The sequence below is a fragment of the Gryllotalpicola daejeonensis genome, assembly GCF_039538145.1.
Lineage (GTDB): Bacteria > Actinomycetota > Actinomycetes > Actinomycetales > Microbacteriaceae > Gryllotalpicola > Gryllotalpicola daejeonensis.
Map to the genome: position 1 here is coordinate 551474 of NZ_BAABBV010000002.1, position 13825 is coordinate 565298.

Consider the following 13825-nt stretch of genomic DNA (forward strand, 5'->3'; position numbering starts at 1 on the left):
TTCGCGCCCGCTCAGTCGTTGTCGCCGCCGGTGTCGTTGATGTTCGCCTTCGCGCCGCCCTTCCAGGCCCACTTCGCGACCTCGGGAATGTCCTCGCCGTTCTCATAGGCGTAGAGGCGCGCGTTGAGGCGGGCGTCCACCATCTCCTGGCGCAGGCTCGCGTAGCGCTGCGCGAGCCCCGGCACCCGGTCGATCGCGTCGATGACGAGGTGATAGCGGTCGAGATCGTTGCGCATGACCATGTCGAACGGCGTGGTCGTCGTGCCCTCTTCCTTGTAGCCGCGCACGTGCAGGTGCAGGTGGCCGTTGCGGCGGTAGGTGAGGCGGTGGATGAGCCACGGGTAGCCGTGGTACGCGAAGATCACCGGCTTGTCTGCGGTGAAGATGGCGTCGTAGTCGCGGTCGCTGAGGCCGTGGGGGTGCTCGTCCTCCGGCTGCAGCTTCATCAGGTCGACGACATTCACGACGCGGATCTTGAGCTCGGGAATCCGGTCCTGCAGGATCTCGGACGCCGCGAGCACCTCGAGGGTCGGGATGTCGCCGGCTGCGGCCAGCACCACGTCGGGCAGCTCGCCCGGAACCTCGGAGCCGGCCCAGTCGAAGATGCCGAGGCCACGCGTCATGTGGCGCACCGCCTCGTCCACGGTCAGCAGGTTCGGCTGCGGCTGCTTGCCGGCCACGACCACGTTCACGTAGTCGACCGAGCGCAGGCAGTGGTCATAGGTGGACAGCAGCGTGTTCGCGTCGAATGGCAGATAGACGCGCACGACGTCGGCCGACTTGTTGACGACGTGGTCGATGAAGCCCGGGTCCTGGTGCGAGAAGCCGTTGTGGTCCTGTCGCCAGACGTGGCTCGACAGCAGATAGTTCAGGCTCGAGATCGAGCGGCGCCACGGGATGTGCCGCGTCACCTTCAGCCACTTCGCGTGCTGATTGAACATCGAGTCGATGATGTGGATGAACGCCTCGTAGCTGGTGAACAGGCCGTGGCGCCCGGTGAGCAGGTAGCCCTCGAGCCACCCCTCGCACTGGTGCTCGGAGAGCACCTCCATGACCCGCCCCACGCGCGCGAGGTTGGTGTCGCCCTCGCGGATCTCGCCGGCGAATTGCTTGGCCGTTGCGTCATAGACCGGCGGAGCGAGGCGATTGGATGCCGTCTCGTCGGGCCCGAAGATGCGGAAGTTCGTCGGGTTGTCCTCGATCACGGTTGCGAGCCACTGGCCGAGCACACGGGTCGCCTCGCTGCTCGAGCCACCGGGCCGCGGCACGTCGACACCGAACTCACGCCAGTCGCGCAGCTTCAGCTCGGTGCGCACGAGACCGCCGTTGGCGATGGGGTTCGCGCTCATGCGCCGGTCGCCCTTCGGGGCGATCGCCACCGCGTCCGGCACCGGCGCCCCGTTCTCGTCGAACAGCTCGTCGGGCTTGTACGACTTGAGCCACGCCTCGAGCAGCTCGGTGTGCTCCTTCGTGTCGCGGGCGTTGGCGAGCGGCACCTGGTGCGCGCGATAGGTGTTCTCGACCTGCAGGCCGTCGATCACCGGCGGGCAGGTCCACCCTTTGGGCGTGCGCAGGATGATCATCGGCCACTTGGCGCGCCCCTCGAGCTCGCCCGCGGCGGCCTTCGCCTTGATGTCGGCGATCTGGTTCAGCGCCTGGTCGAGCACTGCGGCGTAGCGCTTGTGCACCTCGATGGGGTCTTCGCCGTCGAATCCGCCCTCGACCAGGTACGGGGTGTGACCGTAGCCGCGCATCAGGTCGAGCAGCTCGTCCTGAGGAATCCGGTCGAGCACGGTCGGGTTCGCGATCTTGTAGCCGTTCAGGTGCAGGATCGGCAGCACGACGCCGTCTTGCACCGGGTCGAGGAACTTGTTGGAGTGCCAGCTCGTGGCCAGCGGGCCGGTCTCGGCCTCGCCGTCGCCGACGACCGCCATGACCAGCAGGTCGGGGTTGTCGAACGCGGCGCCATAGGCGTGGCTCAAGGCATACCCGAGCTCCCCGCCCTCGTGGATGGAGCCGGGCGTCTCAGGCGCCACGTGGCTCGGGATTCCGCCCGGGAACGAGAACTGCTTGAAGAGGCGCTTGAGGCCCGCTTCGTCCTGCTCGATGTCGTGGTAGATCTCGGAGTAGGTGCCGTCGAGGTAGGCGCTCGCGACGAGGCCGGGGCCGCCGTGGCCGGGGCCGATGATGTAGATCGTGTTGAGGTCGCGCTCTTGAATCGCGCGGTTCATGTGCGCGTACATGAAGTTGAGGCCCGGGGTCGTGCCCCAGTGGCCCAGCAGTCGCGGCTTGATGTCGTCGACCTCGAGCGGCTTGCGCAGCAGCGGGTTGTCGAGCAGATAGATCTGGCCGACGCTCAGATAGTTCGCCGCCCGCCAGTAGGTGTCGATCAGGCGGATCGTCTCGTCGGAGACCGGAGTCTCATCGCGGCGCTTCCAGGCTTCTGCGGTCGTTACGTCAGTCGACATCGGCTGCCCTCCCCATGCGGAAATTCCGTCAAATGGCGGTTCTATCGCCAGCCTAGGGAGGCGCGGTTCCGCGGCGCTAGGGCTTTTCGTCGACGATCGTTGAGGAGCACGCGGAGCCTGCGGAGCGCGCGTCTCGAAACGCTGGCCCGTGCAACGAAAAGACCCCCCGCGCACCCGCCAGAGCCCGGTTACCCTTGCTGCGTTTCCGCCCTGGGGGAGTTGGCCTGGATGGCGCCACGCGGGGAGCCGGCTTCCATTGTACGGGAGGTGTTTGAGGACGATGTACGGATGCCTGTGCCGGCGCACTCTCCGTCGGCAAGACATCCGGTCACACCGCTCACGATCGTTGAGGAGCACGCGGAGCTTGCGGAGCGCGCGTCTCGAAACGCGACCCAACGATCGTTGGGGAGCACGCGGAGCTTGCGGAGCGCGCGTCTCGAAACGCGGCGACCGGTCCCCCAGCTTCCGTCCGGTAGACTTCTCAAGTTGCGCCGCGGCGCAGCGCCTGGAGGATTCGCCTAGTGGCCTATGGCGCACGCTTGGAAAGCGTGTTGGGTGAAAGCCCTCGGGGGTTCGAATCCCCCATCCTCCGCCAAAGAGTTGCATGACGCAACGCTCTCGATTCCGCCACGCCCCAGCTGCTCTCCCTTGCTCTGGGGGACGCTTCGAGCCGGCGCCTTCATTAGCGTCATTCACGTGGGGGACGAGACAGCCGGCGAGCATACGGATGCCCAACGTGTCGACTTTGCAGGCATCAGCGCGCTCTCATCTCGCGCACCGGGTTACGCAGTCGCACTGAAATGCCTTGAAGTGCAGGCCGACGCCGAAAGACTCGATCCCACGCTGAGCACCGGAGATCAGGTGCGCCTTCATCCGGACGCGTGGTCCTGGTACCAGGGGGCGCTCGGTGAGATCCACGTCGGCAAGTGGCTGGCCACGCTCGGGCCAGGCTGGTTCGTACGGCACTCCGTTCCCATCGGTTCCGGCACCAAAGATGTCGATCATCTCGTAATCGGCCCTGGCGGCGTCTTCGCCATCAACACCAAGCACCACGCAGGCGCTTCGGTGTGGGTGGGCGACTATGTGCTCCGCGTGAACGGCGGCAACACCTCGCACCTGAAGGCTGGTCGCGGCGACGCAGCTGACGTCTCTCGCCGACTCTCCGCCGTGGTCGGCTTTCCGGTACCTGTGACACCGGTGATCGCCGTGGTGAACGCGTCGTCAATCAGCGACCGGCGGCCAGGGCACAATCGCCCCGTGCAGGTTGTCGACGCATCGCGCATTGTCGCCTGGATTCGATCTCAGCCGGCGCACCTGAGCCCTGCCAAGATCGAGCTCGTCAAGCTCGCGGCGGAAGAACCCGGGACGTGGCATGTCGACCCGCACGCCGCCGACACGTTCCGCGTGATGCAGCGGTTCGAACGACTGGTCGACCGTGTCTCCACGGCGAGCGCCGAGAGAGCTCGGCCGCGGACCGCCGGTGCCGCTGGGCGCGCGGCCCGCTTGCCGAGGCCCACCCGTGCGAGCAGACCGCACCTTTCGCGGCCTCGGCGGCCGGCATCCACATCGCGAAGCGCGCGGAAGGGTGCCACTGCTGAGAAGAACGTCGCTCAGATCTGGCTGCTCGGCGCCCTCTTTTTCGGTGCGGTCATTTATGGCACACACGCAGCGGACCGGTGTTCGGCGGCATCCGCAGCGACGCACACCGGGGTCGAGTGCGCTGTCGTAGAGGCGCTCATCCCCCTGTATCCCGTGGGCTGGTGGATTGCGGGTGGCACGCTACTACTCGCGTTGATTGCGACCGTCGTCTACGCTCGTCGGCCCTGAGAAGGACGGCGTCCAAGTCCGCCGTCGGGCGCCGAGCGCGCCGCGAAGCCGCTCGCGCAACATCCCGTCCGCGACGTACACATACGTCCCACGAATCCCGCGCGTCAGCAGCACCGCATAGATGTTGCGGACGAAGGCGAGCACCTCGTCGTCGGTGTACGTGTGGCCAGTGAATCCGTTGCTCTCCACACCCTTCTTGTCGAAGTAGTGCGCGCGATCGAAAACGATGCGGCCTGAGGCCTCATCGAGCCGCAGATCCGGCCCGATGATCACCCCCGCATAGTTCAGGTCGTAGCCCTGCACCGTGTGGATCGACCCCACCTCGTCGACCGAACCGGGAGAGTTGATCCAGTCTTTATCCGTCCGGTTCCATTGCAGCCGGCATCCGTCGAGCTCGATATCGAACGCGTTGCGGTCCTTCTTGCTCTTCCACTCCCACGCGTAACCGGCCACGAGCCGCGACAGGCCGACCTCCGCATCGCGCGCGCGGATCTCGGCGTGCATCTCGGCGAGGCTGTCGAACATCCGCAGGTCGTATCCCTCGAAGCGCTGCGGCGCGGGCGGGTCATCGCTCAGCACGCGCCGCACATAGTCGACGTAATCGAGACCATGCGCGCCCGCTTTCGCGCGCACGCGCATCTGTGAGGCGAGCGGATGCCAGCGCTCGCCGGCCTTCGCGTCGCTGATCAGCTCGCGCTGAACCTCAGCGGGCAGATCGGCCGGGCGCACGCTCTGCGCCGAGTCGATGAGGAACAGCTGGTGCGTGCTCTGGGCGCGGATCCAGTCGAGCTGGCTGCGGTTCGCGCCGTCGGGCCCGAAGAGCCGCTCGTTGATCGCGGCGAATTTCTGGTTCTGCATGCCCGAGGGCTGGTTGGCGCGCTGGCTCAGGCGGTGGGTCTCGTCGACGATGAGCAGGTCCCACTTCGCGCCGGTATTCGCGCCGACGTCGAACGGCGTGAGCACCATCTTCGGGTCGAGCGCCGGCACGTGCCGGAAGACGTTGCGCACCGACGCGCGCAGCGACTGCTGCGGAATGACGAGCCCGACCTTGAAGTCGCGCAGCAGCTCGCGGTTCTGCTCGGTGAACAGGTCGGAGAAGACGGAGTCTGCGTCGATGAGATCGTCGGGGTCGCTCGTGGCGATGTCCTGCAGAAGCTTCAGCAGGTAGACGCCGACGATCGTCTTGCCCGTGCCCGGGTCGCCCTGGATCACGGCGGTGCTGCCGACGCCGGCGACGAGGTCGTGGAAGAGCTTCTCCAGGATCGCCTCGACCGCGACCGCCTGGCCCGTGTTGAGCTGCTTGAACGGCGAGAGCTTGAAGAGGTCGCTGTTCTCGATCTCGGGGATCGACCGCTCGAACAGCTTCTCGTCGCGTAACCGCTCGAAGATCGCATTGAACGCTGCGCGGTAGTCGGCGCGCTCGTAGTAGTCCGAATCGATCATGCGGTCGTTGTAGTTGAGGACCTCATACTTTCCCTCACCGGCGAACAGCGAGGTCAGGTACGCCTCGAGATCGAGGCAGACCGACTTGTTGAAGGTCTCGTCGAGGATGACGCGCGCGACTTCAAGCGATTTCTTCGCGGGGGATGTCAGATGCTGGCGCATCCTCGCGACGAAGTTGCGCGACTCCCCCACATAGACCTGACGCGTGCCATTGAGCACGTACACGACCGGCCAGTTCGTGAAGCGTCCGCCGAGCGCTTCACGCACCTTGAGCTCGGCCGGGGACATCACCAGCCGCTCGACCTCAAAGCTGGTCATACTTCGCGCTCGTGCCGCGGGATTTCTCGACCGGGTACTTTGCCTTCGTGGTGGCGAGCTTGTCGAGAACGATCTGGTCGGCGTCGACGCCGAGCTTGTCGGCGAGCAGATAGCAGTAGGTGAGGACGTCGGCGAGTTCTTCGGCGACGCGCTCTGCGTTGAAGTCGGGGCCCCACTGGAAGCACTCGAGGAGTTCGCCGGCCTCGATCGACACACTCTTCGCGAGGTTCTCGGGCGAGTGGAACTGAGCCCAGTCGCGCTCGGCGACGAACTCTCGCAGTGCGTGCAGAACAGCGTCGTTGGTCACGTGGTCAAGCTAACAGCGTTCCCAAGACTCAGCGGCAGGAGCGAAACGCATACGCATCTGTGCACGCTGAGCACCTGTACCCCAGTTCGAGAGGCAACGGGGCATTTGGTCGTTTAGCCGAGTCGGAGGTACCCGGTATGCCGTTGACCATCCCGGATGGAAGTCCGTCAGTTCGTTAGTGACGAGTCTCCCTGATCTACGTCGCGCTCGTGCGCGGGAAGTATCGGCCTGTCGTTCTGGGCGCGACCGTCCCCACCGAAATTTGACCCATACTGGGGTCTCTCTGCCGGGCCCGGCCCGTATTTACTGGCAGTTGGCGCATCGACGCCGTCCAATTGCCAGCAGTCGGGAGCACGAGTGGACAACGAGATTCAGCTGATCAGCGACGGCGAGGGCCTTGCCGTTATCGGCGAGCCAACGGCTGTCGAGCTGTTCTTGTCGTCAGAGGGCTTGAAGTCGAAAGAACTGGACCTTCGCGGTTTCAGTTCCGCGCTCGGCGATGCTGCCAGTGCGACTCAGGCGTGGGCCGACTTTTCGGCAAACTCCGGTCGATGGGTCAAGCTCACCAAGGAGTCTGCGCAGCTGATCAGCAAGCACGGGCTTCGGACGAGCAAGGCGACGGGGCTGAGCACGGGTGTGCTAGCGGGCCCGAAGGGACAGATTGCGGGCTTCGTACAGTTCGCCCAGACTCCCGCCCAACTTGCGAACCCGGCGATTCTCTCTGGGCTCGGGGCGATGATGGCCCAGCGAGCGATGCAACAGAAGCTCGACGAGATCACCGATTACCTCGAAGAGATCGACGCCAAGGTCGATGAAATCTTGCGGGCGCAAAAGGATTCGGTGCTTGCCGACATGATCGGCGTCGACCTCGTGATCAACGAAGCGATGATGATTCGGCGCGAGGTGGGCCGGGTGTCCGAGGTGACTTGGTCGAAGGTACAGGCGACCACACTGACCATCGCCCGTACTCAGGCATATGCACTGCGCCAGCTCGACGCGCTCGCAGAGAAAGTCGAGCACCAGGCCAATGTGGGTGACCTCGCCGAGTCACTAGCTGAAGTCCAGAACAAGGTTCACGAATGGCTCGCTGTCCTGGCCCGATGTTTTCAACTGCAGGAGGCGACCGGGATTCTGGAACTCGACCGTGTTGTTGATTCGTCGCCAGAGGAGCTCGATAAGCACCGTCTCGGGTTGAAGGCTGCACGACAACAGCGCCTCGAGGTCATTTCTCGGACCACTCATCATTTGCTAGAGCGCATGGACCTCGCCGCCGCCCAGGGCCGGGCGAATTCGAACGTGCTTCTGCACCCATCAACCTCGCGCAACGTGGTGCGCGCCACTAACGGAGTTGGCGCCGCTGTCGACACGTTTCACGACCGCATCGGCATCGACAGCGACCGCGCGGAAGTCGGCGCGCGCCGATGGCTGGAAGCCGCCGCCGACGTACGTGACAAGGCGCTTGAGGCTGGCGCGGACGGCGTTGGCGCCGCACGCCGCGCTGGCGACGAGGCTGTGGACCGCGCCCGTTTGGTTACCGGCAGGATCGCCAGCAACATCGCCGAGCGCGCGCTGCGTAAGCGCGACGACGACCCGTCGGAATGATCGCAGCACCACACCCTACGAGCGCCGCGGGTGCCAAAGCGCTTGTCCGCGACTTCCTCGGCGATCACAGCGTTCGACTCACTGCACGGCGCGTGCCGGAGATTCCTGGAGCCTGGTCGGTCGTCGAAGCCACTGACCTTGTGACCTGCGGCGGCCCGGTCTGGGTAGCGCTCCCGGCGCGGCAACTGGTCTACGAGGAATCCGGCAGTGAGTTTCCCGGTCTTTGGGGCGCACGAATACTCAACGACCTTCGAGCCGACAACGGAGGCTCGCTCAGCCAATAGACGGCGTTGGACGACGGTTCAAAGCACCTCAGCCACCCGAGTCATTCCGGGGTGTCGATACCTGCGGCGTCGCTCTTGACCTCATCTGACGCTGCGTCGGTTGGCGGAGCGGAATCAGAGGAGGGGCCACCAGGCTCGGATTGAGGCGTAGCGTCCTGCCCACCAGGCGCCTCCTCGCCGACATCGGGCGTATCGACCACCCCAATTCCGACCGCCTCGTGGTCTACCTCTTCTGGCTCGGGCTCGGCCGCCTTCGGCTCCTCGCCCGGGTCCTTCTCGGTGCTCGGCTCTTCCAGCTGCTCGTCGGCCGGCATCTTGTCGGCGTCGGGCTCAACATCGTCACTCATCGGGACTCCTTCGCTCTTGCGACTAGCCTCCGGCTCAGGCATCCGTCAGACAACCGGGGTGCGCCTGCCGACGAAATGTGCAAGCTCCCCGCAATCAGCCCAACGGCTGCCGCCCATAGTCGACCGCCTCGCGCACCTCGGTCGGCAACGTCGCCACGAACTGCCCGTCGGGCCTCGCGCCCAGCGCGTCGTTGACCGTCGAGAACGCGATGCGCAACGCGACGAACGCCGTGATCGCGAAGATCTGCGCGTCGTCGAAGCCCGCGGCCCGCAGCCGCTCGACGTCGGCGGGCGTCGTGGAGTTCGGGTCGCGGGCGACGAGCCGCGCCCAGGCGGCCATCGCGGCCTCTTGCTCGGTCAGCCCCGCGTCCGTCCCGGTGAGCACGGCCGCTGGGATCGCCGGGTCGTCGGCGAACTTCGCCAGCTTGCCGCCCCACGCGAGGGAGCAATACGAGTCGCCGAGCGTCGAGGCCGCCGCAGTGACGAGGATTCCCCGCTGCCGCTTGCTCAGCCCGCTCGACGCGATTGCGTCGCCCATGAGATCGAAGAGCTTCTGCTGCGTCTCGGGTTGGTACGCCCAGAGCCGGCTCAGGTTCCAGACGAAGCCGTCGTCGGCGAGGTCTTCGTCATACAGCGCCTGCGCCGCAGGCGTCAGCGGGGGCTCGGGCAGGAAGCTTCCGCCCGACTCGAGAGCGGGCTCGTCTTCTGGCACGGGCGCCTCGGCTGAGGCATCCGGTATCTCATCGATTGAGTAGTAGACCGGAATGCCTCGACTGCGTGCGATCGCGACGTCTTGGTCTGCCCCACGCGATTCGCCGGTAAGTCGTAGCACCGCGTCGCAGTGCTGCAGCAGCCGCTCCGCGGTGGGGTACATGACCTCGGCCGCGAGCGGGTCGGTAGGGCCCGACGCACCGGCGCTCGAGAGCACGGGCAGCGCCACCCATTCGCCGATCATCGGCACGTGGCCGGCGCGGAAGATCGGCCAGGCGGCTTCTTCGAGGCGCCTGAGGTTCTGCGCCATCAGCTCGGGGTCGCCATTGGTTCCGGAGGCATAGGGACCCGCGATGAGGATCAGCAAGGGCTTCGTCATGGGCGATACGCTACTGCAGAAACGTGCAACAACGGGAAGGAATGTGATGCTGCCCGCCTCACGCAAAGAGCTTCTGCTGCAGCGTCTGCGCCACGACGGCCGCATCGTCGCGAAAGAGATCGCGGACGAACTGGGCCTGTCCGAGGACAGCATCCGACGCGACCTGCGCGAACTCGACGAGGCCGGTCTCGCCGTGCGGGTCTATGGCGGCGCGCTGCCGGCGTCACCCGCGGTCGCGGACTACGCCGCCCGCACGGCCGTGGCCCCCGAGAGCAAGCGGCGCGTCGCGGCCACCGCCGCGGCGCTCATCAAGCCCGGCGCGACCGTCATCCTCGACGGCGGCACGACCACCCTCGCGATGGTCGACGCCATTCCGCGAACGTTCCAGGGCACGATCATCACGCACAGCCCGACGGTCGCGGCAGCCCTTCTCAACCATGAGGCCGAGGTGCTCCTCATCGGCGGGCAGCTATTCAAGCACTCGGCGGTGGCGTGCGGGGCCGCCGCTGTCGAGGCGGCGAACCGGATCAGCGCCGACCTCTTCTTCCTCGGGGTGACCGGCGTGCACGCCACGACGGGGTTGACCACCGGCGACGCCGACGAAGCAGCGATGAAGCGCACGCTCGCCTCGCGGGCCGCCGAGACTTTCGTACTGGCCAGTGAAGAGAAGATCGGGGCCGCGTCGCGCTACGGCGTGCTGCCGTTCGCCGAGGTCGCCGGCATCGTCACCGACGTGGCGACGAGCGATCCCACGGCGCGTGAGCTGGTCGCCGCCGGAGCCAGGCTGGTGCACGCGCAGCGAAAGCGCGCAGCGAAGGCATGATGACGGATGCTGAAGGGCTGACGGCACACCACGACAGCCAACGGCCCGGGCGCTGCGCCTCAGTCGGCTAGCCTTCCCCATCGCCCCACCGCGCGAGCGCCTCAATCGCCTCGCTTAGGGCGAGCCCGCGATCGGTCAGCGCGTAAGCGCGGGTGTTGTGTTTGAGGGGCAGGCGGCGCAGGACTCCGGCGGCCTCGAGCTCACGCAGACGGGTCGCGAGGACGTTCGTCGGCACCCCGAGCTCGCGCTGCAGATCGCCGTAGCGCTGCGGCCCGTCGAGCAGCCGCTCCGCGATAAGCAGCGCCCATCGTGCGCCGACGACCTCGAGGGCTGCGCCGAGACCGCTCGCGCGGGCGTCGTCACTCCCCTGGTCGACACCGGCCCCGTCACTCGCGCCGTCGCCGCCGCTCACGCGGTCGCGGCGGCTGCGTCGGCCGGAACCTCCGGCTTCATCCAGAACGGCGAGTAGTGGTAGCCGTCCGGGTCGTCGAACTGGCGCTGGTACATGAACGGGTAGTCGTCGGTGTCGCCGATGCGCCCACCGGCCACGCGCGCCCGCTCGACCAGCTCGTCGACCGCCTCGCGACTCGGCAAGTCGAACGAGACCGTGACCTTCGAGGGCGTGTCGGGGCCGCCGATCAGGTCCTCGGTGCCGCCGACGCTGGCATACGCCTCGCGGGTGCCGAGCATGACGTACTGCTCGGGCGCGATCGCGAAGCACGACACGTTGTGATCGGACATCTCGGCGTTCAGAGTCCAGCCGAGAGCCGTGTAGAAGGCGGTCGCGCGCTCGACGCTGTCGACCGGGCAGGTGATGAAGAGGCTCATGCGCGAACACTTGCAAAAAACAAGTGCGGCGTCAAGAGGCCCCGCAAAATCACCCCAAAACCACGCCCAAGCGCCTACGGCGCGAACACCCGGAAGTAGTCGAACTGCGCCGTCACCGCCGGCGACGACCCACCGAGCGCCACGAGCCCGATGCGCGGCTGCGAGCCCTGCGGGAACGTCCACGTGCCGCCGAGGGTCCAGTGCACCCCGTCGACGCTGCTCGCACCCCGGAACGTCAGTTCGCCCGTCGACGGATTCGTCCGCTTGATCAGCCGCAGCCAGACGGTGTCGGCGGTCGTTCCCACCGTCACTCCCCCGAACTGCAGCTGCCCCTGATACGACAGCTCGCGCGCGTACTCGACCTGCCGCGTGTTCCAGATCGCCACCGAGTGCAGCGACGCGTAGTCGTCGTTCAGATACGCCACGAGCCCCGCCTGCTGGTAGTTGCGCACCGTGTTCTCGCCGAGCGGCAGCGTCAGCTTCGTCTCGACCGTGTAGTCGCCGGCCGGCGCATCGCGCAGCAGCACCCCAACGTGGTTCCCGGCCCCCGCGAGATCCCCGTCGGGAACCGGCCAGTTGAGCGACCCGCCAGACACGGTCACCGACGCGTCGGGCCGCACCCAGGTCCATGCCGGGCTCAAAGAAGAGCCATTGAATTCATCGGATGCCTGCAGCTGGCCGACCTCGGGGGTGGGCACCGCCTTCGTCACGGGTGTGAACAGACGGTTGGCGCTGAAGTTCGCGGTCTCGGCGTCGCCGGTCACCCGGGTGCGCACGACTCCCCGGGCATCCCCCGGCGGCACCGCCAACTGCACCGAGACGATCGGGCCGCTCTCGCGCGCCTCGGTGAGCGCGACCGACACGGCACCGTGCCGCACCTCGACCGCCAGGTTGTGCCAGGTCGACCAGTCGAGGTCGGCGGGCAGCGAGGCGACGGCCGGGTGACCGTTCCGGTCGGCGACGATGAGCTTGCCGGCATCCGCATCGATTATCGCCCTGACGTCGCCCACGACGACCGCGGCAGACCCGCCCGCGCCCGCACGCACGTCGGCCTCGACGCGCACGTCGCCGGTCACGCGGCCGCCCGCGCGCACGCCGCGCGAGGTGACGGGCGCGAGCTGCGGCGTGTCAGACGGGCCGGCGCCGGCGCGCACGACGGGCCAGCCGCCGATCCAGTCGAGACGATCGATGAGCATCGGGCGCCGGTTCACCCCGCCGACTGCGTCGAGGTACGGCACGTTGTGGTCGATCGCGTGGTAGACGAGGTAGTCCTGCCCAGACAGGTCGGTGACGACGCCGTTGTGGCCCGGCCCTACCCAGCGGTTGCCGTTCTGGGTGACGACCGGGGTGCCGCCGACCTTCGAGGTCAGCAGCGAGATGCCGTTCGCATCGGTGAATGGGCCGAGCGGGCTGGTCGCGCGGCCGACCGACACCGCGTAGCCCGTCGTCGGCCCCGCGCAGCAGTTCGACGACGACGCGAAGAGGTAGTAGTAGCCGCCGTGGTGCACGACGAAGCTGCCCTCGCACTTGTTGTCGATCGCCACCTGGGTCGGGACGCCGACCGCGTGCAGCCCGTCGGCGCTCAGCTGCGTGACCCACAGCCCGCCGAAGTAGCTGCCGTAATAGAGGTAGCGCGTGCCGTCGCTCGCGGTGAGCTCGGCGGGGTCGATCGTCGCGAGGTAGCCGCCGCCGGGCGCCGGTCGCGGGGCGATCACGGGGGCGTCGGCCTGGGTCCACGGGCCGGTGGGGCTCGGTGCCGTGGCGACGCCGATCGCGCTGTCGTCGGTGCCGGGGCTCGTAGTGGTGTCGGTGGCGACGTAGTACATGACGTACTGCCCGTTGATGAAGCGCACGTCGGGCGCGAAGTACGTGCTCTCGGGCGAGATGTAAGCGGGTCTCGTTGCCTGCGTGAGCGCGTCGCCGACGAACGACCAGTTGATGAGATCGGATGACTTCGCCGTCGGTATCAGCTCACGCTGGCCGCCCGACTTCAGCGGGTCGGCGGTCGCATAGGCGTACCAGAAGCCGTCGTTGCCGCGCACGATCGTCGGGTCGGCGAAGGTGTCGGCGAAGTCCTGCGAGATGGGGTTCGTGTAGGTCGCCGGGTGCGCGCGCTGCACGCTGTCCGCCGGGCTCGCGTGCGTCTGCGCGCTCGCGATGGCGGGCGATCCGATGACGAGAGCGGATGCCGCGACGGCAGCGGCAACCAGTGCGGTGGTGCGTCGGAACACGGTGGAGCCTCCCCTGCGGCTCCGGCCCCTCTGTCGGAGCCCGCTCTCTTAGCTTGGCCCTCGTTCGGGGGCGGCACCAGGGGTGTCACACCCATGCGGCGTGCCTGGTCAGAACTGACGTGACCCGCGCAGCGGCCGAGTCGCGAGATCAGAGCGGGAACACCGGGTTTCAGGCGGTCCGGGTGCGAGCATCCGGGCAGGCGCCAAGCAGAGCGCGGCTGGTCCCTCCCGCCGCCGCCGCGCGGGTCATGGCGTTC

11 protein-coding genes, 1 tRNA gene and 1 other RNA gene are annotated in these 13825 nt (G+C 67.2%); 4 read left to right on the forward strand and 9 right to left on the reverse strand.

Annotation, left to right across the window (positions count from 1 at the left end; genetic code table 11):
- Window positions 1-11: 11 nt before the first annotated feature.
- Together ABD736_RS15460 and ffs are read right to left on the reverse strand one after the other, a co-directional pair.
- On the reverse strand, window positions 12-2468 hold the full coding sequence (locus tag ABD736_RS15460; RefSeq protein ID WP_344792770.1) for a phosphoketolase family protein: 2457 nt from the start codon (window positions 2466-2468) through the stop codon (window positions 12-14).
- Between the two features lie 154 nt (window positions 2469-2622).
- Window positions 2623-2719: signal recognition particle sRNA small type (ffs, locus tag ABD736_RS15465), an RNA gene on the reverse strand.
- A gap of 256 nt (window positions 2720-2975) precedes the next feature.
- Here ffs and ABD736_RS15470 point away from each other — a divergent pair.
- A tRNA-Ser gene (locus ABD736_RS15470) sits at window positions 2976-3063 on the forward strand.
- Window positions 3064-3164: 101 nt separating this feature from the next.
- On the forward strand, window positions 3165-4295 hold the full coding sequence (locus ABD736_RS15475) for a nuclease-related domain-containing protein (protein ID WP_344792771.1): 1131 nt from the start codon (window positions 3165-3167) through the stop codon (window positions 4293-4295).
- On the opposite strand, the gene ABD736_RS15480 is transcribed toward ABD736_RS15475, so the two are convergent.
- Entirely contained in the window at window positions 4251-6056 is a 1806-nt protein-coding gene (locus ABD736_RS15480) for a DNA/RNA helicase domain-containing protein (protein WP_344792772.1), read from the reverse strand. The genes ABD736_RS15475 and ABD736_RS15480 overlap by 45 nt on opposite strands.
- Entirely contained in the window at window positions 6043-6363 is a 321-nt protein-coding gene (locus ABD736_RS15485; RefSeq protein ID WP_344792773.1) for a nucleotide pyrophosphohydrolase, read from the reverse strand. Before ABD736_RS15485 ends, ABD736_RS15480 begins: the two co-directional genes overlap by 14 nt.
- Before the next feature lie 357 nt (window positions 6364-6720).
- Here ABD736_RS15485 and ABD736_RS15490 point away from each other — a divergent pair, with 357 nt between their 5' ends.
- Window positions 6721-7965: a hypothetical protein gene (locus ABD736_RS15490; protein WP_344792774.1), complete on the forward strand. Its 1245-nt coding sequence runs from the start codon at window positions 6721-6723 to the stop codon at window positions 7963-7965.
- Between the two features lie 325 nt (window positions 7966-8290).
- Here ABD736_RS15490 and ABD736_RS15495 read toward each other — a convergent pair whose 3' ends face one another.
- Complete coding sequence (locus tag ABD736_RS15495) at window positions 8291-8596, reverse strand: hypothetical protein (protein WP_344792775.1); 306 nt, start codon at window positions 8594-8596, stop codon at window positions 8291-8293.
- 94 nt (window positions 8597-8690) lie between these two features.
- Window positions 8691-9686: a hypothetical protein gene (locus tag ABD736_RS15500; protein ID WP_344792776.1), complete on the reverse strand. Its 996-nt coding sequence runs from the start codon at window positions 9684-9686 to the stop codon at window positions 8691-8693.
- Between ABD736_RS15500 and ABD736_RS15505 the strand changes: the two genes are divergently transcribed.
- Entirely contained in the window at window positions 9661-10509 is an 849-nt protein-coding gene (locus ABD736_RS15505) for a DeoR/GlpR family DNA-binding transcription regulator (protein ID WP_425555034.1), read from the forward strand. The genes ABD736_RS15500 and ABD736_RS15505 overlap by 26 nt on opposite strands.
- A 67-nt stretch (window positions 10510-10576) precedes the next feature.
- Here the strand turns inward: ABD736_RS15505 and ABD736_RS15510 are convergent, their stop codons facing one another.
- The 3 genes from ABD736_RS15510 to ABD736_RS15520 all read right to left on the reverse strand — a co-directional run bounded on the left by ABD736_RS15510 (window position 10577) and on the right by ABD736_RS15520 (window position 13568).
- Window positions 10577-10921, reverse strand: a complete 345-nt coding sequence (locus tag ABD736_RS15510; RefSeq protein WP_344792777.1) for a winged helix-turn-helix transcriptional regulator — start codon at window positions 10919-10921, stop codon at window positions 10577-10579.
- Window positions 10918-11337, reverse strand: a complete 420-nt coding sequence (locus tag ABD736_RS15515; RefSeq protein WP_344792778.1) for a VOC family protein — start codon at window positions 11335-11337, stop codon at window positions 10918-10920. The genes ABD736_RS15510 and ABD736_RS15515 overlap by 4 nt, the downstream gene beginning before the upstream one ends.
- Window positions 11338-11411: 74 nt before the next feature.
- Window positions 11412-13568 (reverse strand): glycoside hydrolase family 43 protein, encoded by a 2157-nt coding sequence (locus ABD736_RS15520; protein WP_344792779.1) that lies wholly within the window; start codon window positions 13566-13568, stop codon window positions 11412-11414.
- Window positions 13569-13825: the final 257 nt, after the last annotated feature.

What these genes read in the sequence shown, in the direction of transcription:
- ABD736_RS15505 (WP_425555034.1), top strand. Translation starts at nt 9,661, where the DNA reads ATGAGGATCAGCAAGGGCTTCGTCATGGGCGATACGCTACTGCAGAAA.
- ABD736_RS15500 (WP_344792776.1), bottom strand. Translation starts at nt 9,686, where the DNA reads ATGACGAAGCCCTTGCTGATCCTCATCGCGGGTCCCTATGCCTCCGGA.
- ABD736_RS15495 (WP_344792775.1), bottom strand. Translation starts at nt 8,596, where the DNA reads ATGAGTGACGATGTTGAGCCCGACGCCGACAAGATGCCGGCCGACGAG.
- ABD736_RS15515 (WP_344792778.1), bottom strand. Translation starts at nt 11,337, where the DNA reads ATGAGCCTCTTCATCACCTGCCCGGTCGACAGCGTCGAGCGCGCGACC.
- ABD736_RS15480 (WP_344792772.1), bottom strand. Translation starts at nt 6,056, where the DNA reads ATGACCAGCTTTGAGGTCGAGCGGCTGGTGATGTCCCCGGCCGAGCTC.
- ABD736_RS15460 (WP_344792770.1), bottom strand. Translation starts at nt 2,468, where the DNA reads ATGTCGACTGACGTAACGACCGCAGAAGCCTGGAAGCGCCGCGATGAG.